Source organism: Bacillus rugosus (genome assembly GCF_023238245.1).
GTDB classification, from domain to species: Bacteria; Bacillota; Bacilli; order Bacillales; family Bacillaceae; genus Bacillus; species Bacillus rugosus.
Genome location: NZ_CP096590.1, coordinates 1,210,843 through 1,232,193 on the forward strand (window position 1 = coordinate 1,210,843; position 21,351 = coordinate 1,232,193).

Sequence of the window (21,351 nt, forward strand, 5' to 3'; positions counted from 1 at the left end):
AAGATCACCTGCCTGTTCCGAGTGTTTTGTACATCACAATATGAGTGCCAATGCCGGGAATCTCAAACGGTAAGCCTAGTTCCTCCCAGCCGAGCTTTGCGTAGTAGCCTTTGACATAGTGTCTTGCGTTACACCAGACCGCCTGTACGCCTCTATCTGCCAGTTTTTGCTCCGCGTATTTGATCAGCGTGCTTCCGGCTTTTTGATCGCGATATCCTTCAAGTGTTGCCATGCCTCTCAGCCGATATGCGGAGGAGGCCGTTATTAATGGCTGTTTTTGAGGGAAAAAAGAAGCGATGCTGATCAGCGTTCCTTCATAAAACGCGCCGAGATGAAAAGCGCCTTCTGCATGATCTTGTTCATATTTGCATTGTTCGATGGATTGATGGGGACGCAGGATACGATGCCGGATTTCGTATGTATCTTCCGCGGAAATGGTTTTGACTTCGAGCATGATGTTCCTCCTCATATACCGATTTTCTATATCGTAACACGAATCCTATTAAAAAAGACCGCCCGATTGATTCAGGCAGTCTTATCGGAATTAATGCAAATAGATATTTTGTCGCTGCTCATCTTTTTGCTGGATATAAGAAGTGAGCTCAGCAGTTAAGTCAGATCTGAGAAAAGGCGTAATCAAATAGATGCCGTTAAACAGCTCGCATGCCGTATCCAACAGAGAGCGTGCAATTGCAAGGCCCTCCGCTTTTTGCTTCTCTTTGTCTTCACCGGCGAGGGCCATTGTTTCCCGAATAGAGTCAGACAGCTTAATGCCCGGAATTTCATTGTGGATGAATTCAGCATTCCGGCTGCTAGTAAGCGGCATAATTCCGATATAGATCGGCGTCTGCAGATGCTTTGTTTCGTTATGGATATCGACAAGCTGCTGTTCGGAATAGACAGGCTGTGAAACAAAATAATCGGCGCCGCAATCTATTTTTTTCTCCAGCCGTTTTACCGCTTTATCCAGGTGGCGGACGTTAGGATTAAATGCGGCTGCGACTGAGAAATTCGTTTTCTTGCCAAGCGGCTTTCCAGACAGGGACAGCCCTTCATTGAACTGTTTGATCAGCCTGATTAAATCAAAGGATGTTAAATCATAAACAGACGTGGCACCCGGAAAATCCCCGATTTTAGAAGGGTCGCCCGTGATGGCCAGCACGTCATTCAGCCCTAACGTATCAAGACCCATTAAGTGTGACTGCAAGCCGATAATATTTCGGTCACGGCACGTAATATGGACAAGAGAGCGCATATCAAGCTGCTGCTTCACAAGGGCGCCGCAGGCAACATTGCTGATCCGCGGGGTCGCTAGGGAATTGTCAGCGAGCGTTAGGGCATCGATTCCCGCTTCTTTTAATTCAGCAGCGGCGGACAGAAATTTGTCAAAGCTCAATTTTTTCGGCGGATCCAGCTCTACGATAATGGAGCGTTTTACCGCTGCGATCTCATTCAGGCCCGGTTCTGTGCGCTCATCCTGAACAGAAATGAATTCCTTAGGCCGGGTTTTGACTTCTTTTTCTGTAATCGGAGCAAGCCCGCCAATCGCTTCCGCCATCGCCCGGATGTGATTCGGCGTGGTGCCGCAGCAGCCGCCGATAATCCGTGCGCCTTGCTTGCGGAATTCTGACGCGCTGTTTTGAAAATACGTGTCGTCTGTTTCATAGACGAGCCGGCCTTCTTCAAGCGAGGGGAGACTGCTGTTCGGATAAACTGATAAGAACACATCATCAAAAATCGGCACTTCGCTAAGCGCTTCAATCATGTGATAAGGGCCGAGCCGGCAGTTAATGCCGGCGATATCAGCTCCGAGATCCGCAATCGATCGCAATGCTTCAAAAAGCGGTGTTCCGTCCTGCAGTACACCTTGCTCATGCATGGAGACATTAAGCATAATCGGAAGGTCAGTCTCTTTGCGCGCGATTTTCAGCACTTCACGGGCTTCTTCCAAATCATAATACGTTTCTAACAGCAGCCCATCCGGCTCCTCATGCAGCAGCAGGTACAGCTGCTCGCGAAAGCTGCGTTTGATTTCGTCAAGGCTGTACGCATTTTTATTAAAGGTGCGGATGCCGCCCATCGTCCCCAGCACGTACGCATCGCCTGCTGAAGCCCGCGCGATTTTTACCGCCTCCTGATTCATTTTTTTGATGTCATCCTCAAGCCCGTGTCTGGATAATTTAATATAATTGGCCCCGTACGTATTAGTTTGAATGATGTTGGCTCCAGCCTCAACGTACGCTTTATGTATGCGCTGAATTTCCTCCGGCTTTGAAATGTTGAGCTCCTCAAAGCATCTGTCAATGCCGTAGGAGTAGAGGAGCGTCCCCATGGCGCCGTCGCCGATTAACACCTGTTTTTGCAAATCTTCTAAAAGTCCCATTGTCTGCCTCCTTTATTCACATTCAGCAAGGAAAAAAGAGAAATAAAAAAAGTCCTCTTAAGAAGAAGACTTTGTCGGTGATTTTGTCTCTTCTTATCTTCCAAGCTGTTCGAGCTTGCTGGATTTAGCACCTTGGTCATGGCTGATCGCCATTACACCGGTTGCTGAAGCTTCGTCGGGCCAGTCCCTCTGCTTCTCTTGATAAGAACGGATATGAAATTTTACATGTTCAGGAGCTGCCAAAAGATGCCTGGCGTTTTCCCTTTCTCCAAATTTACCGAAAATAAAGACAATAATCAATAGGATTCAGAAAATTTATCTGAAATTTATAAATTGAACGTCAATTGGCAGATCTGCGCCCCGTACTGCTGTGATAATCTGCTGCAGGTCATCCTTGTTTTTTCCGGTGACACGCACTTGATCATCCTGCACTTGAGACTTTACTTTCAGTCCGGAGTTTTTGATGATGGTATTGATTTTTTTGGCGTTGTCCTTGTCAATGCCTTGAACAAGCTTTGCACGCTGGCGCACCGTTCCGCCTGACGCGCTTTCAACCTTGCCGTAATCAATATTTTTTGTCGGCACGTTTCGTTTAATCAATTTACTGACCAGCACATCTTTGAGCTGGCTTAATTTAAATTCGTCATCAGAAACGAGAACAAGCTCCTCTTTATCTAACGAAATGTCGCTTTTGCTTCCTTTAAAGTCATAGCGTGTGCTGATTTCTTTCAGCGCAATTTGAATCGCATTTTGCACTTCTGGCAATTCCACCTGGGATACAATATCGAATGAACTTTCTTTTGCCATATGAAAACCTCCATAACATTTAACTTATGTGTCGATTATAGTAGAATAAAGAGAAACTTCCAACAGAACAAAGAATCAATTTGTGATGATTGGAAAAAATGTTAACAGAATCCGCATAAAAATAAGCGGAACAGGAAGGACGATAGCATGAGACCAGGGCAGCAATTAACCTTGAGTATAGATCACCAAACTGACTTCGGTTACTTTTTAACCGACGGAGAAGATACGATTCTCTTACATAACAGTGAAATAACTGAGGATATCGAAGACAGGGATGAGGTAGAGGTCTTTATATATGTCGACCAGCAGGAAAGACTTGCGGCTACGATGAAAATTCCGGTCATCAGCGCTGATGAGTACGGCTGGGTCGAAGTGGTGGATAAAGTGGAAGATATGGGCGTTTTCGTTGATATTGGCTTATCTAAGGACGCGCTTGTTGCAACTGAGCATTTGCCGCCATACGAGGAGGTCTGGCCGCAAAAAGGGGATAAACTTTACTGTATGCTCAAAGTGACGAATCGGGGGCGCATGTTTGCCAAACCAGCACCGGAGGATATTATAAGCGAACTGTTTACCGACGCTTCAGAAGATCTGATGAATAAAGAGCTGACAGGTACGGTGTACAGATTAATCGCAACGGGTTCATTTATCATCACAGACGATGGTATCCGCGGTTTTATCCATCCGTCAGAAAGAAAAGAGGAACCAAGACTCGGCTCAAGAATCACGGGACGGGTGATTCAAGTAAAAGAAGACGGCTCAGTCAACATGTCGCTGCTCCCGAGAAAACAGGATGCATTGTCTGTGGATGCCGAGTACATTTTAACGTATATGAGAACAAGAAACGGCGCTATGCCGTACAGCGACAAAAGCCAGCCTGACGATATCAGAGAACGTTTTAACATGAGCAAAGCCGCCTTTAAGCGCGCGCTTGGCCATTTGATGAAAAACGGAAAAGTGTATCAGGAAGACGGATGGACATACGAGAAAAAATAGAGGGCCGTACAGGCCCTCTATTTTTTTATATAAAAACTTCACAAATAAAATTCTGTTACGTATCATTAGGAGACAGATTGTTTTGTCAGTAAAAAGATAGGGGGAGATGTCGTGTACATTCGCATCGATTTTTTATTGATCTTGATTGCGATGCTTTTCTTTTGGATTGCTTATATGGCAGGAATTAAAAAGCAAACATGGATATTGTCCGGTTTCCGTGAATCCCGGATACGTGACAAAGACCGTCTGGCTAGAATTGCGGGATACTTTTTTCTAAATTCAGGGATCTTTATTCTTTTAAACGGTTTTATCTCATTCCAAGGACAAGATCAGCTGATTCCGCCAATGATTTTAGCATATGGAGCTGGAGTTATCATTTATGTAAATAAAAAATTAATATAAAACCTCCAGCATATATCAAATGTCTGGAGGTTTTTGTTTGCTCATTTTCTTAAAAAGAATACGGCTAATGTGCCGGGGCCGGCGTGCGAGCCGATCGTAGAACCGATTGGATGCATGATGATCTCTTTCGGCTTGAATTCATCTTCAATCAAATCTTTCATGTCAATGGCTTTTTCTTCGTTCGCAGCGTAGCTGATCCCCACGGTTTGATTGCCCCAATCATCACCGCGTTCTTTCATTAGTTCGATGATTCGTTTGAAAAGTTTTTTCTGTCCGCGGATTTTTTCCAGAGGCACAAGCTTGCCGTCTTCCATCTGAAGCAGCGGTTTAATATTCAGCAGGCCGCCGACAAAAGCGGACGTTTTGGAGATTCGGCCGCCTCTTGCGAGATACGTTAAATCATCAACAGTAAAAATGTGCTCAAGCTGGTTGCAAAAGTTCTTTACAGACGTTTCAATTTCTTGTATTGTATTCCCGTTGATACAGAGATCGGCAGCATGCCGGACAGCCAGGCCGTATCCTAATGAAGCACATTTGGAATCAATGACCCGTAAATCGAAACCAGGGAATTCCTCCTTCACTTCATTGGCCATCATCACAGCTGTCTGATACGTGCCGGAGAGGCCTGAGGAAAAGGCAATGTAAAGAGCGGGATCACCTGTTTCGGCATATTGCAAAAACACATTTTTAATCGTTTGCGGTGAGGCTTGGGACGTCTTAGGCGTTTCTCCATTTTGCATCGCTTCAAATATTTGATCCGCATCAATCGTGACTGCATCTTCGTATTCTTTATCGCCGAGAGAAACTCTGAGCGGAATAAAGCCGATGTTGTTTTCTTCAAAATAAGAACGTGGCAGATCGGCGGCGCTGTCAGCGATGAGATGAACTGTCATATTGCTTCCCTTCTTTCCGTTATCGCTCGTTATCACAAGAGTTAAGCCAACTATATCATATTAATTTGCCAAAATCGTGTTCAAATATTTGTTTTAAGGGAAAACATATAAAGAAGAAAGAGCGGAGGAACATGCCATGGTACTAGATCAAACAAAAAAATTACTCATCGTCATCATCGGCGCTTTACTCAATGCGGCCGGGCTGAACTTATTTTTGATTCCGGCAGATGTATATGCCAGCGGATTTACGGGTGTCGCCCAGCTTTTATCAAGCGTCATTGTTCAATATGCCCCCTTTTACATATCGACGGGAACGCTCTTGTTCCTCTTAAACATTCCGGTCGGTATTTTAGGGTGGCTGAAAGTCGGCAAATCGTTTACGGTGTACAGCATTTTAAGTGTCGCACTCACTACTGTGTTTATGGGGATCCTGCCGGAAACAAGCCTGTCACATGATATTTTGCTGAACGCGGTGTTCGGCGGCGTCATTTCAGCGGTCGGTATCGGCTTAACATTAAAATACGGCGCTTCGACAGGTGGGCTCGATATCGTCGCCATGGTGCTTGCAAAGTGGAAGGATAAACCCGTCGGCACATATTTCTTCATTCTGAACGGGATTATCATCTTGACGGCAGGATTATTGCAAGGTTGGGAGAAAGCATTATATACCCTGGTAACACTGTATGTGACAACTAGGGTGATCGACGCCATTCACACCCGCCATATGAAGCTCACGGCGATGATCGTGACGAAAAAAGCGGACGAAATCAAAGAAGCCATTTACGGAAAAATGGTGCGCGGCATCACAACTGTTCCGGCCAAAGGAGCTTTTACGAACGAACAGAAAGAAATGATGATTATCGTCATCACAAGGTACGAATTGTACGATTTAGAGAAGATCGTCAAAGAAGTTGATCCGAAAGCATTTACGAACATTGTTCAAACGACAGGGATTTTTGGATTCTTTAGAAAAGACTGACGAAAGCAGGTGGAAGTCGTGAAACGGCTGCTTGTGATGCTCCTGCCCGTGCTGCTTTTGATAGGCTGCGGGAAAGATGAGCAGACAGAACCCGATAAGGAGGTATCAGGCGGAATGGAGAATCAAGAGGTTGTTTTATCTGTTGACGCAATTCAGGAGCCTGAACAAATCAAGTTTAACATGTCGCTGAAGAACCAAAGCGAACGTGCTGTCGAGTTTCAATTCAGCACAGGACAAAAATTTGAACTTGTCGTGTATGATTCTGAGCACAAAGAAAGATACCGTTATTCGAAAGACAAAATGTTTACGCAAGCTTTTCAAAACCTGACACTAGAACCTGGAGAAACATATGATTTCTCTGATGTGTGGAAGGAAGTCCCTGAGCCGGGAACCTACGAGGTGAAGGTGACATTTAAGGGCAGAGCAGAGAATCTCAAGCAGGTTCAAGCCGTTCAGCAGTTTGAAGTCAAATAAGAGGCTATGGCGATTCGCCATAGCCTTTTTTTATTGCAGTTTGTCCAGTTGATCCTGAAATTGATGGAGCTGGTGACGTTCCGCATCTGTCGAGTTGGCATACGCAGAAGATACGGCGTTTTTGGCTCTCAGAATTGCTTGCTCCTGATCGCCTTCCTCAAAACCGTTTGTCACCATGACAGCCTGTTGAACAAATGATTTTGCCTGCTGGAACAGTTCATTTCTCATTTAATATTCATACTGCCTTTCAGCCGAGTCTCGTGCCGCGGCATGCTGGTGAGCTTCTTCTAAAGTAGACCGATATGGAAATCTTGCGGCGTGTAGCCCGATGGAGTCTTTACCCTGGTGAATAAACCTTCTGGATTTGCTTCGTTTACCCATTTTGAGACTGCCCCCTTCCATACTTTGACGAGATGAGTCGTCTTCAATAGTATGGTGGGGCGAAGTAAGGTTTATGAGTGGGAAAAATTAATACAAGCTGGTCTTTAAAGTGAGAAATATTCTTTCAAAAATCTTGCCACGCCGTCCTCTTCATTTGTAGCCGTTGTTCGGTTGGCAATCTGCTTGACCTCGTCAATTCCATTTCCCATCGCAACGCCGCAGCCTGCGAATTCAAGCATTTCCAAATCGTTATCCTCATCTCCGAAAGCAATGATCCGCTCCCTCGGCACACCGTAATAATCACTGATTTTCTGCAGGCCGACCGCTTTGTTCATGCCGCTTTTAATAATTTCAATGACGTGCCACGGTGCGGCCCATCTTCTATGATCAATCACTTCGGCATGCACATCTGATAAATAGGAGCGTATGGCCGGCACATCTTCTTCTTTTGCATGAATGAGCACGGACGTAACATCCTCACCGAGGTTTTCCCGCAAGTCTCCCACCGTGACATTCGTTGTGTTCATGTTAAAGGCATCAATCAGTTGCTCATCATGGTAATGAAAGTACACGTCGTCAATGATTTCAGCAAGCACGTTATGTACGTTGTAGTTCTCACTGATATCCACTAGCTGTTTGACAACATCAAGCGGCAGCGAGGTATGATACCGTCCCCAGCTGTCGTCCTGCGGATGATGGACAAACGCCCCGTTAAAATTGACAATCGGCGTTGTCAGCTCCATCTGCTGGTAGTACATGGAACTTGAACGGTACGGACGGCCCGTTGAGATGCAGACATAATGCCCGTCATCTTTTAGGCGCTGTATCGTCCGAAGGGTGTTTTCCGATATGGTTTTATCATCCTTTAATAACGTTCCATCTAAATCTAATGCGATTAAATAGGGTTTTGTCTCCATGAAAAGCTCCTTTAACCTTAGAATTTGCTTGTTTTGCCTTAATTACAGTGTAGCTTTTTACCATCTTTATTGTCTACATGTTACACTTATGATTATGGTTATCCTAAGGAGGGGCACATTGTGATTCAAATTGAAAATCAAACCGTTTCCGGTATTCCGTTTTTACATATTGTAAAGGAAGAGAACAGGCACCGCGCTGTTCCTCTCGTGATCTTTATACATGGTTTTACAAGCGCGAAGGAACACAACCTTCATATTGCTTATCTGCTTGCGGAGAAGGGCTTTAGAGCCGTTCTGCCGGAGGCTCTGCACCATGGTGAACGGGGAGAAGAAATGGCAGTTGAAGAGCTGGCCGGCCATTTTTGGGACATCGTCCTCAACGAGATTGAAGAGATCGGCGTACTCAAAACCCACTTTGAAAAAGAGGGCCTGATAGACAGCGGCCGCATCGGCCTCGCAGGCACATCAATGGGAGGTATCACAACGCTTGGCGCATTGACTGCTTATGATTGGATAAAAGCCGGCGTCAGCCTGATGGGAAGCCCGAATTATGTAGAACTGTTTCAGCAGCAGATTGACCATATTCAATCTCAGGGCATTGATATCGATGTGCCGGAAGAAAAAGTAGAGGAGCTGATGAAACGTCTCGAATTGCGGGATCTCAGCCTTCAGCCGGAGAGACTGCGCCAGCGCCCGCTACTATTTTGGCACGGCGCAAAAGATAAAGTCGTGCCTTACGCGCCGACCCGGAAATTTTATGACACGATCAAATCCCATTACAGCGAACAGCCGGAACGCCTCCAATTTATCGGAGATGAACACGCTGACCATAAAGTCCCGCGGACAGCTGTGTTAAAAACGATTGAATGGTTTGATACGCACTTATAAAGCACAAAGGTGTGAACAAAGGCTGTATTTACGTTATACTGTAGAAAAAAGGAGTGAGGGAACGTGGAAGAAGCATTAAAAGAAAACATCATGGGCGCCCTGGAACAGGTTGTCGATCCTGAGCTTGGCGTTGATATCGTGAACCTTGGTTTGGTATATGATGTTGATATGGATGAAGACGGCTTAACGCACGTTACGATGACACTGACATCAATGGGCTGCCCGTTAGCGCCGATTATCGTTGATGAAGTGAAAAAAGCGTTAGCGGACATTCCTGAAGTAAAAGAGACGGAGGTTCACATTGTGTGGAATCCGCCTTGGACAAGAGACAAAATGTCCAGATACGCGAAAATCGCGCTTGGCATTCAATAAAACAAAACAAAAGAGGACAGCCTTACTGTGAGGCTGTCCTTTTTTACAACTGAAAGGAGTGAGGTAAAATGATGTACCTGCTTGCTGTCCTATGCCCGCCGCTCGCTGTTTTGTTTTCGGGAAAACCGTTTCAGGCATTGCTGAATCTCATATTGACCTGTATCTTTTGGCTGCCGGGTGCGATTCACGCCTGCTTTATCGTCGCCGACCGGCGTGCCGAAAAACGGGCAAGAAGATAATCTGGAAAAATGAGGGCGCAGACATGGTATAATGATCATAAAAAACAGCAGGGAGAGCGCCATGAAAAAGAAATTGCTTGCATTCGCGCTTTGTACAGGCGCGTATGCGGCCCTGTTTGCGTACTCTGTGCACTCAGATCAAAAAACAGACATAAGCGAGATGACGGATGTCAGCCGCCTGATGCCTGTGAAAATTAAGCAGACAGTGAAAGGGCAGGAAGAGGAGACGCTGATTGACACGGTCAAAGAAGCAAATCGAAAAAACATAAAAATCTCGATCGCCGGGGCCCAGCACTCCATGGGCGGCCATACATATTATGAGGACGGCATCGTTCTCGACATGACAGGCTACAATAAAATCCTGTCGCTCGATCTAGAGCAGAAAACCATCAGAGTGCAAAGCGGCGCGACATGGAATGACATTCAGAAATACGTGAATCCATACGGACTCGCGGTAAAAGTCATGCAGTCACAAAACATTTTTACAATTGGAGGATCTCTCAGCGCCAATGCCCACGGACGTGATATCCGCTACGGCTCGCTGATTGATACAGTCAAATCATTTCGGCTTTTAAAAGCTGATGGAACGATCGTTACCGTTACTCCAAAAGATGATTTGTTTACAGCAGTCATTGGAGGGTACGGCCTTTTTGGCGTGATTCTTGATGTAACGCTTGAGCTGACGGATGATGAGCTGTATGTCATGCAGACTGAAAAAATGAATTACAGTGTATACTCAGACTATTTTACAAAGCACGTAAAAGGAAATCCGGATGTACGAATGCATCTGGCGCGAATTTCAACAGCGAAAAAAGGATTTCTGGAAGACATGTATGTAACGAATTATGAATTGGCTGATCATCAGGATCAGCTATCATCATACAGTGATCTCAAAGAAGACGAGTATACGGGGGTAACAAAGTTTGCACTCGGCTTGTCAAGACGATATGAATGGGGAAGAAATTGGCTGTGGAACACGCAGCAATCCTATTTTCAGAGCCAAAACGGCACAAAGGTCTCACGCAATAACGTCATGCGGTCAGAATCAAAATTTCTCGAATATGAAAGCAATGACAACACAGATGTTCTGCAAGAATACTTTGTGCCGGTGAAGGAGTATACGTCATATATTGATGACCTGAGACAAACGCTGTCGGCCGAGGACTTAAATCTGCTGAACATTACGATCCGCTACGTACAGAAAAATGAAAAAGCCGAGCTTTCCTATGCGAAGAATGATATGTTTTCACTCGTGCTTTTGATAAATGAGGGCTTTTCAAAAGAAGGCCAGGCAGACACTGCCCGGATTATCAGGCGCATGACAGACGTTGCCATCAAGCACGGCGGCAGCTATTATTTGCCGTATATGACTTACCAGACAAAAGCGCAAATGAGACAGGCATATCCGAAAAGCGAATCGTTTTTTCAGAAAAAACGAACGTATGACCCGGATGAGCGCTTTATGAATTACTTTTATCAGAGGTATAAATAATGGGGAAAAACAAATTAAAATGGCTGACATTATCACAAAGCAGCGTGTTCTTCGCAAGCAGCTTAATCTTTCCGTTTTATATCCTGTTTGTGAAAAACATCGGTTCAAGCTACACGCAGTTCGGTTTTTCCTACGGATTGTTCGGGCTGAGCGGAGCGCTCATTTATCCGCTGCTCGGACGGCTGTCTGAAAGGCTCGACAGCCGCTATTTTCTGCTTGCAAACTCTTGGGGCATGGCCGTGCTGCTTTTGTATGTCCCGCATATTGGAAGCGTCGTTCAAATGTATATCGTCCAAGTGCTGTTAGGGCTCTTTGGAGCGATGCAAAAGCACGGAGAAAAAGTGCTGATCGCCGATTTTACAGACGGCGGAGAGCGCGGAAAGAAGATTGGGAATTACCACTTTTGGACAGCTGTCTTTTCAGCAGCAGCCATTATGCTCGGCGGCTTTCTCGCCGACTTTTTCACAGTGCAAATGATTTTTTATGCAAGCTCTATTCTTTATTTTTTGAGCGGATTGATGATGATGAAAACAGGCTGACGCGGTCAGCCTGTTTTTTTACGTGGCTGAAATAAGGCGGCAGATCAACGTTTTCTGATGAAACATTGTCGTTTTTTTCGAATGGATTTTTTATTGAACAGAAAATTTATAAATGAATAAAAATATTAAATATACGATTGAATTAATTTTTATTCATGTTATAATGTTAAATAATTTCACAAAGACCAAGAAGGTGAACTTGTTTTGAAAATAGGAATTGTAGGCGCTACAGGATATGGCGGCACCGAACTTGTCAGGATTCTCTCACATCACCCACATGCAGAGGAATGTATACTTTATTCATCCAGCGGAGAAGGGAATGTCTATAGTGAGGTTTATCCTCATCTAACTGGCTTAGCTGATCAGAAGCTGAAGCCGATTGATATGAATACGATCAAACACGAAATAGATATCATGTTTCTTGCCGCACCGCCCGGAGTATCAAGTGAATTGACTCCGCAGCTGGCAGATGCGGGAATTCCAGTTATTGATCTGTCAGGTGATCTGAGGATACAAGAGCCTGCTGAATATGAAAAGTGGTATAAACGGACTGCGGCGCCGAAGGAAGTGATTCATGAGGCGGTATACGGTCTGGCAGAACTGAATCAAAAGCAAATTCAACAGGCGAAACTCATCGCCAATCCGGGGTGTTTTCCAACTGCTGTTTTGCTTGGCCTCGCGCCATTGGCTCAAAAGAAACTGCTCAATGAATCTTTCGTTATCGTTGACGCAAAGACTGGTGTTTCCGGAGCGGGAAGAAAAGCATCCATGGGAACTCATTTTTCTGAGCTGAACGACAATTTTAAAATTTATAAAGTCAATGAACATCAGCATACGCCGGAAATTGAACAGGCGCTGCAAGAATGGCAGCCGGGGCTCGGGCCTATTACATTTTCGGCTCATTTGGTTCCGATGACAAGAGGCATCATGGCGACGATATATACACAATTAACCTCTGGTCTATCGGCAGATGACCTGCATGATTTATATTCGGAATTTTACCAAGATTCATATTTTGTGAGAGTAAGGCCAAAAGGGCAGTATCCGCAAACGAAGGAAGTGTACGGCAGTAATTTCTGTGATATCGCCGTTACCCTCGACGAGAGAACGAACAGAGTCACAATCGTTTCGGTAATCGATAATTTAATGAAGGGTGCCGCCGGTCAGGCTGTGCAAAACTTTAATTTGATGAATGGCTGGAATGAAGAGACTGGACTCACCATGACGCCAATATATCCATAGAACGGGAGAGAATCGAACCATGATTCAGTTAAGTGAAGATCAAATTGTAAAAGTAACAGGTGATGTATCCTCGCCAAAAGGGTTTCAGGCAAAGGGCGTGCATTGCGGCCTGCGCTACTCAAAAAAAGACCTCGGCGTTATTATCAGCGAGACACCGGCCGTAAGTGCAGCGGTTTATACCCAAAGCCACTTTCAGGCCGCTCCGATTAAAGTCACACAAGACAGCTTAAAGCATGGGGCAGCATTGAAAGCCGTCATCGTCAACAGCGCCATTGCCAATGCCTGCACGGGAGAACAGGGTATAAAGGACGCATATGCAATGCGGGAGAGCCTTGCTTCACAGCTTGGCATTGAGCCGGAGCTTGTTGCTGTTTCATCAACGGGCGTCATCGGCGAACATTTAGACATGGAAAAAATCCAGGCAGGCATCGAGCTGCTGAAACAAACACCTGCGGGATCAGGAGATTTTGAGGAAGCGATATTAACAACCGATACAGTGATCAAGCAGACGTGCTATGAGCTGACGATCGGCGGCAAAACAGTCACGATCGGCGGGGCAGCTAAAGGTTCGGGAATGATTCATCCGAACATGGCCACGATGCTGGGGTTTGTCACAACTGATGCAGCAATCGAAGAAAAAGCGCTGCAAAAAGCGCTTCGCGAAATCACTGACGTTTCATTTAACCAAATCACAGTTGACGGTGAAACATCCACGAACGATATGGTCTTGGTCATGGCAAACGGCTGCGCGGAAAACGAGTGCCTGACGGAAGATCATCCAGAATGGCCGATCTTTAAAAAAGCACTCTTGCTTACTTGCGAGGATTTGGCTAAAGAGATTGCCAGAGACGGAGAAGGCGCGACAAAACTAATCGAAGCCCAAGTACAGGGGGCGAAAAACAATCTTGACGCAAACGTGATTGCCAAAAAAATTGTCGGCTCAAGTCTCGTGAAAACGGCGGTCTACGGAACAGATGCCAACTGGGGGCGCATCATCGGCGCCATCGGGCACAGCGCAGCTCAGGTGACGGCAGAAGAAGTAGAGGTATATCTTGGAGGCCAATGCCTGTTTAAACATAACGAACCTCAGCCATTCTCTGAATCTCTCGCCAAGGAATACCTTGAAGGAGATGAAATCACCATTGTCATCAAGATGGACGAAGGTGACGGGAACGGAAGAGCGTGGGGCTGTGACTTGACCTATGACTATATCAAAATTAACGCGAGCTATCGCACGTAATAAAGGGGAGCACAATGAAGAAAACAATCGTTTTTAAATGCGGGGGAAGTGTCATCCGTGAGCTGTCGGTGGAATTTTTTCATAACCTGAAAGAATTGATGGCGTCAGGATGGAATCTGGCGATCGTTCACGGCGGCGGCCCGGAAATCACAAATATGCTGAAACGGTTAAATATCAAAACAGAGTTTTCGGGAGGACAGCGGAAAACAACGAAGCCGGTGCTGGAAGTGGCTGAAATGGTTTTATCCGGCTCTGTTAATAAATTTTTCGTTGCCGAGCTTGCCAAACACGGACTGCGAGCCGCAGGCATCTCTGGAAAAGACGGCGGACTTTTGGAGGCGGATTATCTTGATCCGGAAACATACGGGGAAGTCGGCGAAATTAAAAAGGTCGATGTATCGATGGTGAACGCGCTGATGGAAAAGGGAATCATTCCTGTTATTGCACCCCTGTCTATGACGAGTGACTGCAAGACGCTGAATGTGAATGCCGATCTGGCTGCTTCCGCAGTCGCCGGAGCGCTTGAAGCTGATAAGCTGATGTTCGTCACTGATGTCGATGGGATCATGAAAGAAAAGCAGCGTCTCGACGTTCTGACCCCTGAGGAGGTACAAATGCTGATCAAACAGGAAGTGATCACAGGGGGAATGATTCCGAAGGTGAATTCAGCCTTGTCAGCTTTATCAGATCAGGTGTCTGAAGTCATGATCGTAAACGGTAAAGGATCATTCTTCGCAGAACAAACCTTTCAAGGAACAAAAATTGTTAAAGCAAAGGAGGCTGTTTCATGAGCAGCTTGTTTCAAACCTACGGACGCTGGGATATTGACATCAAAAAAGCAAAGGGAACGTACGTTGAGGATCAAAACGGCAAAACCTACCTTGATTTCATCCAAGGGATTGCGGTATCTAATCTAGGCCACTGCCATGAAACAGTTACAGAAGCAGTCAAAACACAGCTCGACAGCGTATGGCACGTATCCAACCTATTTCAAAACAGTCTCCAGGAGCAAGCGGCACAAAAGCTGGCAGCGCACAGTGCAGGAGATCTCGTCTTTTTCTGCAACAGCGGTGCGGAAGCGAATGAAGGCGCGATAAAGCTCGCCCGAAAAGCAACTGGAAAAACGAAAATCATCACTTTCCTTCAGTCGTTCCATGGCCGCACGTATGCAGGGATGGCTGCGACCGGACAGGATAAAATCAAAACAGGATTCGGCCCGATGCTGGAAGGCTTTCACTACCTGCCATACAACGATCCTTCCGCTTTTGAGGCTCTCGGAGAGGAAGACGGCATAGCCGCGGTGATGCTTGAGACAGTGCAGGGAGAAGGCGGAGTCAATCCGGCTAACGCAGAATTTTTAACAGCCGTACAGTCGTTTTGTAATGAAAAGCAAGCCCTTCTGATCGTTGATGAAATCCAGACCGGCATCGGACGGACGGGAAAGGGCTTCGCATACGAGCACTTCGGGCTCTCGCCGGATATCATCACAATCGCAAAAGGATTGGGAAACGGCTTTCCAGTCGGTGCTGTCATCGGCAAAAAACAGCTTGGAGAAGCGTTTACCCCTGGTTCTCACGGAACAACTTTCGGAGGAAATATGCTGGCGATGGCTGCTGTAAATGCCACATTGCAAATTGTATTCCAGCCTGACTTCCTGCAAGAGGCTGCTGACAAAGGGGCATTTTTAAAAGAACTGCTCAAGGCTGAGCTAAAGAGCCCGTTTGTCAAACAAATCCGCGGTAAAGGATTAATGCTTGGAATTGAGTGTGATGGCCCTGTTGCTGACATCATTACTGAATTGCAGACATTAGGCTTGCTTGTTTTGCCGGCCGGCCCGAACGTCATACGGCTGCTGCCGCCGCTCACAGTGACAAAGGCTGAAATAGCTGAAGCTGTTAGCAAGCTGAAACAGGCAATCGCTCATCATTCCGCTGTAAACCAGTAATTTTTTTTCGATATAAGGGTATAAAAATTCATTTTTATAATTAATTATTCATCAAGAGGTGGGCTGTTAGATGGAAGGTTATTTAGTGTTAGAAGATGGAACATCGTTCAGCGGCGAGCTGGACGGTCATGAAAACTGTACGGGAGAAGCTGTTTTTTTTACAGGAATGACAGGCTACCAGGAAGTGCTGACAGATCCATCATATAAAGGACAGATTATCGTATTTACCTACCCGCTGATTGGCAACTACGGCATTAATGAAAAGGATTTTGAAAGCAAGAAACCGCAAGTGAAAGCTGCGGTTGTCTACGAGGCGTGTGACCATTTTTCTCATCATGAAGCGGTATACAGCCTCAAAGAGTATTTGCAGAAATGGAACATTCCGCTATTGACCCATGTTGATACGAGGGCTGTCGTGAAAAAAATCCGTTCAAACGGAACAATGGGTGCAACTGTCACAGCCTCTAAAGAAGCAGCTGAGATCGCCCTTCAGCCTGAGAACGTGGCAGAACAGGCTTCCGCACAGGAAATCAGCACATTCGGCGACGGACATAAACATATCGCCCTCATCGATTTCGGCTATAAAAAGTCCATCGCGTCATCACTTGTCAAACGAGGCTGCAAGGTCACTGTGGTGCCGTATCAGCAATTGGAAGCTGTATACGACATAAAGCCTGACGGCATTGTGTTATCGAACGGACCTGGAGACCCGAAAGCCATTCAGCCGTATTTAGGAAAGATCAAAACCATCGTCAGCCGTTATCCGACTCTCGGCATCTGTCTCGGCCATCAGCTGATCGCGCTCGCCTTCGGAGGGAATACATTCAAGCTGCCATTCGGACACAGAGGCGCAAATCATCCGGTCATCGACCGTGAAACGAAACGTGTCTTCATGACAAGCCAAAATCACAGCTATGTGGTTGATGAACAGTCCATAAATGAAGAAGAGCTCACAATCAGGTTTCAACATGTCAATGATACGTCAGTTGAAGGGCTTTCCCATAAAAAACTGCCTGTCATGAGTGTTCAATTCCACCCGGAAGCCCATCCTGGACCGGCGGAAAGCGAATGGATTTTTGATGATTATTTAAAGAATGTGATACCAGCAAGGAGAGAAATCGCGCATGCCTAAAGACACCAGTATTTCAAGCATATTAGTAATCGGCTCAGGCCCGATCATCATCGGGCAGGCAGCGGAATTTGATTATTCAGGCACTCAAGGGTGCATCGCGTTGAAGGAGGAAGGCTATCGTGTGATTCTCGTCAACAACAATCCGGCGACAATTATGACCGATGAAGCCTTCGCTGATGAAATTTATTTTGAGCCGCTGACAGCAGAAAGTCTGACAGCCATCATTAAGAAAGAACAGCCTGATGGGCTTCTTGCCAATTTAGGCGGGCAGACCGCGTTGAATTTAGCGGTGGAGCTTGAAGAAACGGGTGTTTTAAAAGAGCATGGCGTCAAACTGCTCGGCACATCCGTTGAAACGATACAAAAAGGTGAAGACCGGGAAAAATTCCGTTCGTTAATGAACGAATTGAACCAGCCCGTGCCGGAGAGCGAAATTGTTGATAACGAGGCCGACGCCCTCCGTTTTGCGGAATCCATCGGTTTTCCTGTCATTATCAGACCTGCTTACACATTAGGCGGAAAGGGCGGAGGAATCGCTCCAGATAAAGAAGCGTTTACAGCCATGATCAAGCAGGCGCTACTAGCAAGCCCGATCAATCAATGCCTTGTGGAAAAAAGCATTGCCGGCTTTAAAGAAATCGAATACGAAGTTATGCGTGACAGCAATAACACATGCATTACCGTGTGCAACATGGAAAACATCGATCCGGTCGGTGTGCATACAGGTGACTCCATCGTTGTGGCGCCGTCACAAACATTGACGGATGAAGACTATCAAATGCTGCGGACGGCAAGCCTGACGATCATCTCAGCACTTGATGTCGTAGGCGGCTGTAACATTCAATTCGCGCTTGATCCATTTAGCAAGCAATATTACGTCATTGAAGTCAATCCGCGTGTAAGCCGGTCATCTGCTCTCGCATCTAAAGCAACCGGTTATCCGATTGCGAAGATGGCTGCAAAACTGGCAGTCGGATATACCCTTGATGAGCTGAAAAATCCGCTCACAGGCTCTACTTACGCAAGTTTTGAACCTGCGTTGGACTATGTGATCGTCAAATTTCCGCGCTGGCCGTTTGATAAATTCAAAAACGCAGACCGCAAGCTTGGCACAAAAATGAAAGCCACCGGTGAAGTAATGGCGATTGAACGGAATTTAGAAGCGGCGATACAAAAAGCGGCAGCATCCCTTGAGCTGAAAAATGTCGGTACACACCTTCCAGAGCTCAGCGGTTTGTCGATTGAAGCGCTTTGGGAGTTGGCAGTCACTCCGGACGACCGCAGATTTTTCGTTGTCATGGAGCTGTTGAGCCGCAGTGTGACAATTGATGACATTCATGCGAAAACAAAAATTGATCCGTTTTTCCTTCATGCCTTTCACAACATCATCAAACTGGAAAACCGGATGATGGAAGAGAGCAATGATCTCTCTTTTGAATTATTGAAAAAAGCAAAAGAAAAGGGATTTTCAGACGCAACGATTGCCTCTCTGATCGGCAAAACAGAAGACGAAGTGCGTTCGCTTCGCAAGGAAATGGGCATTACGCCTTCCTTCAAAATTGTAGATACGTGCGCGGCTGAGTTCGATGCGAAAACAAACTATTTCTACTCCACATATTTCGGAGAGACCGATGGGGATATCAGCCGCAAAGAGAAAAAACGCGCGCTGATTATCGGATCAGGCCCGATTCGGATCGGGCAAGGCGTTGAATTTGATTACAGTGCTGTTCATGGCGTGCTGACACTGCAAGAGCTTGGGTTTGAAACCATCATGATCAACAATAATCCGGAAACGGTCAGCACCGATTATGAAATTGCAGATCGCCTGTATTTTGAACCGATGACAACGGAGCACATTTTAAACGTGGCGGAGCAGGAAAACATTGATTTTGCAATCGTGCAATTCGGCGGCCAAACCGCGATCAATGCTGCTGAAGCACTTGAAAAAGCCGGCATTACCCTGCTCGGCACGTCGTTTAAAACGCTCGACGTGTTAGAGGATCGGGATCAATTCTATCAGCTTCTTGATGAGCTTGGATTGAACCACGCGAAAGGAGAAATCGCATATACAAAAGAAGAGGCCGCTGCAAAAGCTGATGAGATCGGCTATCCGGTGCTAATCCGCCCATCTTATGTCATCGGCGGAATGGGCATGATCATTGTTGATTCGCAAGCCCAGCTTTCTCAGCTGCTGAACGGTGAGGACAGCATGCCGTACCCGATTTTAATTGATCAGTACGTGTCAGGAAAGGAAGTCGAAATTGATTTGATTTCCGACGGTGAAGATGTCTTTATCCCGACATATACCGAGCATATTGAACGGGCAGGTGTCCATTCGGGAGACAGCTTTGCCATCCTTCCGGGACCGTCCATCACAAGCGGGCTGCAGCAGGGCATAAAAGATGCCGCACAAAAAATTGCCCAAAAGCTTTCATTTAAAGGCATCATGAACATTCAATTTGTGATCGACAATGGAAATATTCTCGTTCTTGAAGTGAACCCAAGAGCGAGCCGCACGGTTCCTGTTGTCAGCAAAGTAATGGGTGTTCCTATGATCCCGCTCGCCACACGTCTGCTGGCAGGGGCATCTTTAAAAGATGTAAACCCTGCAGTACAAAATCATCATGGGGTTGCCGTGAAGTTCCCTGTTTTTTCTTCTCATGCGATTCAAGATGTGGATGTCAAGCTTGGGCCGGAGATGAAATCAACGGGAGAAGGCATGTGTGTTGCATACGATGCCGACAGCGCCTTTAAAAAAATTTATACACGTGTCTGGAATCAAAAAGGAAGCATTTATTTGCAAAACGGCCCGGAAGATGTGAAGGAGTTAGCGGATAAAGCCGGTTTTACCGTTCATGAAGGGACATTTGCCTCATGGATGGAACAGGAAGGAAAAGCGCTCCACATCAATTTGAGCGGCTCTGAAGAAGCACGCAAAGAACGTTTGGAAGCCATGACGCATGGCATCCCCGTCTTTACAGAAGAAGAAACCGTGCGTGCGTTTTTACAAAGCGCTTCAGGCCATCCGCAGCCCGTATCTCTCAAAGATCTCTATAAAAAGGAAGTGGCATCATGCACACAGTGACGCAAACCAGTTTATACGGAAAAGATTTATTAACGTTAAAGGATCTTAGTGAACAGGATATAAATGCCTTGCTTGCTGAAGCCGGTGAGCTGAAACAAAACAAAATCCAGCCTATTTTTCAAGGCAAAACCTTGGCGATGATTTTTGAGAAATCATCAACACGGACCCGTGTTTCATTTGAAGCCGGCATGGCGCAGCTGGGCGGGAGCGCCCTCTTCTTAAGCCAGAAAGATCTGCAGCTGGGGCGCGGTGAGACTGTTGCTGATACGGCTAGAGTGCTGTCAGGCTATGTGGATGCCATCATGATTCGGACCTTTGAACATGAAAAGGTGGAGGAGCTTGCCAAAGAAGCTGACATTCCGGTCATCAACGGGCTTACGGATAAATACCATCCGTGCCAGGCGCTGGCAGATCTCTTGACGATTAAGGAAAAGAAAGGGAAGCTTAAAGGCGTGAAAGTCGCGTACATCGGTGATGGAAATAACGTGGCGCACTCATTAATGATTGGCTGCGCCAAAATGGGCTGCGATATCTCGATCGCTTCGCCAAAGGGCTACGAAGTGTTAGATGAAGCAGTTGAAGCGGCGAAAACAGCTGCACTTCAATCGGGCGCTTCTATCACGCTCACAGCTGATCCGATTGAAGCTGTAAAAGATGCGGACGTGATTTATTCTGATGTGTTTACAAGCATGGGGCAGGAAGCTGAAGAGCAAGAGCGTCTTGCTATCTTTGCGCCTTATCAGGTGAATGCGGCACTGGTCAGCCATGCCAAACCCGACTATACATTTTTACATTGCCTCCCTGCACACCGTGAGGAAGAAGTGACTGCGGAGATTATTGACGGTCCGAATTCTGCCGTATTCCAGCAGGCTGAAAACCGTCTCCATGTGCAAAAAGCACTGCTGAAGGCCATTTTATACAAAGGGGAATAATCAAAAAACTGCT

Annotated in this window: 22 protein-coding genes, 1 pseudogene and 1 riboswitch; of the genes and pseudogenes, 16 read left to right on the top strand and 7 right to left on the bottom strand. The window is 46.2% G+C overall.

Translation table 11 applies throughout. The features are described from left to right. Window positions 1-4 precede the first annotated feature (4 nt). From M0696_RS06095 to M0696_RS06105, 3 genes are all read right to left on the bottom strand, one after another. Window positions 5-454 (bottom strand): GNAT family N-acetyltransferase, encoded by a 450-nt coding sequence (locus tag M0696_RS06095; protein ID WP_248602598.1) that lies wholly within the window; start codon window positions 452-454, stop codon window positions 5-7. A 90-nt stretch (window positions 455-544) separates the two neighbouring features. Next, window positions 545-2,383 (bottom strand): bifunctional homocysteine S-methyltransferase/methylenetetrahydrofolate reductase, encoded by a 1,839-nt coding sequence (locus M0696_RS06100; protein WP_248602599.1) that lies wholly within the window; start codon window positions 2,381-2,383, stop codon window positions 545-547. 90 nt (window positions 2,384-2,473) lie between these two features. Next, window positions 2,474-2,591, bottom strand: a riboswitch (SAM riboswitch). A gap of 107 nt (window positions 2,592-2,698) precedes the next feature. Next, window positions 2,699-3,190, bottom strand: a complete 492-nt coding sequence (locus tag M0696_RS06105) for a YajQ family cyclic di-GMP-binding protein (RefSeq protein ID WP_019713929.1) — start codon at window positions 3,188-3,190, stop codon at window positions 2,699-2,701. A gap of 98 nt (window positions 3,191-3,288) precedes the next feature. Here M0696_RS06105 and M0696_RS06110 point away from each other — a divergent pair. Together M0696_RS06110 and M0696_RS06115 are read left to right on the top strand one after the other, a co-directional pair. After that, window positions 3,289-4,186: pseudogene (locus M0696_RS06110) on the top strand (CvfB family protein). Between the two features lie 150 nt (window positions 4,187-4,336). After that, window positions 4,337-4,588, top strand: a complete 252-nt coding sequence (locus M0696_RS06115) for a DUF3784 domain-containing protein (protein ID WP_428830223.1) — start codon at window positions 4,337-4,339, stop codon at window positions 4,586-4,588. Window positions 4,589-4,629: 41 nt separating this feature from the next. Here the strand turns inward: M0696_RS06115 and M0696_RS06120 are convergent, their stop codons facing one another. Further along, window positions 4,630-5,481 carry a DegV family protein gene (locus M0696_RS06120; RefSeq protein ID WP_248602601.1) on the bottom strand — a complete coding sequence of 284 codons (852 nt, stop codon included), beginning with the start codon at window positions 5,479-5,481 and terminating at the stop codon, window positions 4,630-4,632. A 136-nt stretch (window positions 5,482-5,617) separates the two neighbouring features. Here M0696_RS06120 and M0696_RS06125 point away from each other — a divergent pair, with 136 nt between their 5' ends. Both M0696_RS06125 and M0696_RS06130 read left to right on the top strand, forming a co-directional pair. Then, window positions 5,618-6,460, top strand: a complete 843-nt coding sequence (locus M0696_RS06125) for a YitT family protein (RefSeq protein ID WP_003224514.1) — start codon at window positions 5,618-5,620, stop codon at window positions 6,458-6,460. 18 nt (window positions 6,461-6,478) lie between these two features. Then, the gene (locus M0696_RS06130) at window positions 6,479-6,934 is read left to right on the top strand and encodes a BsuPI-related putative proteinase inhibitor (RefSeq protein ID WP_069149352.1); all 456 of its coding nucleotides are present in this window, start codon (window positions 6,479-6,481) and stop codon (window positions 6,932-6,934) included. 30 nt (window positions 6,935-6,964) lie between these two features. Here the strand turns inward: M0696_RS06130 and M0696_RS06135 are convergent, their stop codons facing one another. From M0696_RS06135 to yitU, 3 genes are all read right to left on the bottom strand, one after another. Continuing rightward, window positions 6,965-7,162: a DUF3813 domain-containing protein gene (locus tag M0696_RS06135; protein ID WP_162101973.1), complete on the bottom strand. Its 198-nt coding sequence runs from the start codon at window positions 7,160-7,162 to the stop codon at window positions 6,965-6,967. Then, window positions 7,163-7,315 (bottom strand): hypothetical protein, encoded by a 153-nt coding sequence (locus tag M0696_RS06140; protein ID WP_003224519.1) that lies wholly within the window; start codon window positions 7,313-7,315, stop codon window positions 7,163-7,165. It lies immediately after the preceding gene. A gap of 104 nt (window positions 7,316-7,419) precedes the next feature. After that, on the bottom strand, window positions 7,420-8,232 hold the full coding sequence (gene yitU / locus M0696_RS06145; RefSeq protein WP_222142584.1) for a 5-amino-6-(5-phospho-D-ribitylamino)uracil phosphatase YitU: 813 nt from the start codon (window positions 8,230-8,232) through the stop codon (window positions 7,420-7,422). Window positions 8,233-8,352: 120 nt separating this feature from the next. On the opposite strand from yitU, the gene M0696_RS06150 reads away from it, so the two are divergent. The 12 genes from M0696_RS06150 to argF all read left to right on the top strand — a co-directional run bounded on the left by M0696_RS06150 (window position 8,353) and on the right by argF (window position 21,338). Next, a complete protein-coding gene (locus tag M0696_RS06150; RefSeq protein WP_166853651.1) occupies window positions 8,353-9,120 on the top strand; it encodes a prolyl oligopeptidase family serine peptidase in 768 nt (255 codons plus the stop codon). A gap of 63 nt (window positions 9,121-9,183) precedes the next feature. Continuing rightward, window positions 9,184-9,492, top strand: a complete 309-nt coding sequence (locus tag M0696_RS06155; RefSeq protein ID WP_003224525.1) for a metal-sulfur cluster assembly factor — start codon at window positions 9,184-9,186, stop codon at window positions 9,490-9,492. 68 nt (window positions 9,493-9,560) lie between these two features. Further along, window positions 9,561-9,731, top strand: a complete 171-nt coding sequence (locus tag M0696_RS06160) for a YqaE/Pmp3 family membrane protein (RefSeq protein WP_003232996.1) — start codon at window positions 9,561-9,563, stop codon at window positions 9,729-9,731. A 61-nt stretch (window positions 9,732-9,792) separates the two neighbouring features. Then, window positions 9,793-11,223, top strand: coding sequence for an FAD-binding oxidoreductase (locus M0696_RS06165; protein WP_248602602.1), 1,431 nt, complete (start codon window positions 9,793-9,795; stop codon window positions 11,221-11,223). Next, on the top strand, window positions 11,223-11,762 hold the full coding sequence (locus tag M0696_RS06170; RefSeq protein ID WP_217501490.1) for an MFS transporter: 540 nt from the start codon (window positions 11,223-11,225) through the stop codon (window positions 11,760-11,762). The genes M0696_RS06165 and M0696_RS06170 overlap by 1 nt, the downstream gene beginning before the upstream one ends. Before the next feature lie 204 nt (window positions 11,763-11,966). Further along, the gene (gene argC, locus M0696_RS06175; RefSeq protein WP_166853649.1) at window positions 11,967-13,004 is read left to right on the top strand and encodes an N-acetyl-gamma-glutamyl-phosphate reductase; all 1,038 of its coding nucleotides are present in this window, start codon (window positions 11,967-11,969) and stop codon (window positions 13,002-13,004) included. Between the two features lie 19 nt (window positions 13,005-13,023). Beyond that, window positions 13,024-14,244, top strand: a complete 1,221-nt coding sequence (gene argJ, locus M0696_RS06180; RefSeq protein WP_248602603.1) for a bifunctional ornithine acetyltransferase/N-acetylglutamate synthase — start codon at window positions 13,024-13,026, stop codon at window positions 14,242-14,244. Between the two features lie 14 nt (window positions 14,245-14,258). Continuing rightward, window positions 14,259-15,035: an acetylglutamate kinase gene (gene argB, locus M0696_RS06185; RefSeq protein WP_166853647.1), complete on the top strand. Its 777-nt coding sequence runs from the start codon at window positions 14,259-14,261 to the stop codon at window positions 15,033-15,035. After that, a complete protein-coding gene (gene argD, locus M0696_RS06190) occupies window positions 15,032-16,189 on the top strand; it encodes an acetylornithine transaminase (protein ID WP_222142587.1) in 1,158 nt (385 codons plus the stop codon). Before argB ends, argD begins: the two co-directional genes overlap by 4 nt. 70 nt (window positions 16,190-16,259) lie before the next feature. Beyond that, the gene (locus M0696_RS06195; protein ID WP_222142588.1) at window positions 16,260-17,321 is read left to right on the top strand and encodes a carbamoyl phosphate synthase small subunit; all 1,062 of its coding nucleotides are present in this window, start codon (window positions 16,260-16,262) and stop codon (window positions 17,319-17,321) included. Next, window positions 17,314-20,406, top strand: a complete 3,093-nt coding sequence (gene carB / locus M0696_RS06200; RefSeq protein ID WP_222142589.1) for a carbamoyl-phosphate synthase (glutamine-hydrolyzing) large subunit — start codon at window positions 17,314-17,316, stop codon at window positions 20,404-20,406. Before M0696_RS06195 ends, carB begins: the two co-directional genes overlap by 8 nt. Continuing rightward, on the top strand, window positions 20,394-21,338 hold the full coding sequence (argF, locus tag M0696_RS06205; RefSeq protein WP_166853643.1) for an ornithine carbamoyltransferase: 945 nt from the start codon (window positions 20,394-20,396) through the stop codon (window positions 21,336-21,338). The genes carB and argF overlap by 13 nt, the downstream gene beginning before the upstream one ends. Window positions 21,339-21,351 lie beyond the last annotated feature (13 nt).

Coding starts and splice junctions, on each gene's coding strand:
- M0696_RS06095 (WP_248602598.1), bottom strand. CDS start 454: ATGCTCGAAGTCAAAACCATTTCCGCGGAAGATACATACGAAATCCGG.
- M0696_RS06100 (WP_248602599.1), bottom strand. CDS start 2,383: ATGGGACTTTTAGAAGATTTGCAAAAACAGGTGTTAATCGGCGACGGC.
- M0696_RS06105 (WP_019713929.1), bottom strand. CDS start 3,190: ATGGCAAAAGAAAGTTCATTCGATATTGTATCCCAGGTGGAATTGCCA.
- M0696_RS06115 (WP_428830223.1), top strand. CDS start 4,337: ATGCTTTTCTTTTGGATTGCTTATATGGCAGGAATTAAAAAGCAAACA.
- M0696_RS06120 (WP_248602601.1), bottom strand. CDS start 5,481: ATGACAGTTCATCTCATCGCTGACAGCGCCGCCGATCTGCCACGTTCT.
- M0696_RS06125 (WP_003224514.1), top strand. CDS start 5,618: ATGGTACTAGATCAAACAAAAAAATTACTCATCGTCATCATCGGCGCT.
- M0696_RS06135 (WP_162101973.1), bottom strand. CDS start 7,162: ATGAGAAATGAACTGTTCCAGCAGGCAAAATCATTTGTTCAACAGGCT.
- M0696_RS06140 (WP_003224519.1), bottom strand. CDS start 7,315: ATGGGTAAACGAAGCAAATCCAGAAGGTTTATTCACCAGGGTAAAGAC.
- yitU (WP_222142584.1), bottom strand. CDS start 8,232: ATGGAGACAAAACCCTATTTAATCGCATTAGATTTAGATGGAACGTTA.
- M0696_RS06160 (WP_003232996.1), top strand. CDS start 9,561: ATGATGTACCTGCTTGCTGTCCTATGCCCGCCGCTCGCTGTTTTGTTT.
- M0696_RS06165 (WP_248602602.1), top strand. CDS start 9,793: ATGAAAAAGAAATTGCTTGCATTCGCGCTTTGTACAGGCGCGTATGCG.
- M0696_RS06170 (WP_217501490.1), top strand. CDS start 11,223: ATGGGGAAAAACAAATTAAAATGGCTGACATTATCACAAAGCAGCGTG.
- argJ (WP_248602603.1), top strand. CDS start 13,024: ATGATTCAGTTAAGTGAAGATCAAATTGTAAAAGTAACAGGTGATGTA.
- argB (WP_166853647.1), top strand. CDS start 14,259: ATGAAGAAAACAATCGTTTTTAAATGCGGGGGAAGTGTCATCCGTGAG.
- argD (WP_222142587.1), top strand. CDS start 15,032: ATGAGCAGCTTGTTTCAAACCTACGGACGCTGGGATATTGACATCAAA.
- M0696_RS06195 (WP_222142588.1), top strand. CDS start 16,260: ATGGAAGGTTATTTAGTGTTAGAAGATGGAACATCGTTCAGCGGCGAG.
- carB (WP_222142589.1), top strand. CDS start 17,314: ATGCCTAAAGACACCAGTATTTCAAGCATATTAGTAATCGGCTCAGGC.
- argF (WP_166853643.1), top strand. CDS start 20,394: ATGCACACAGTGACGCAAACCAGTTTATACGGAAAAGATTTATTAACG.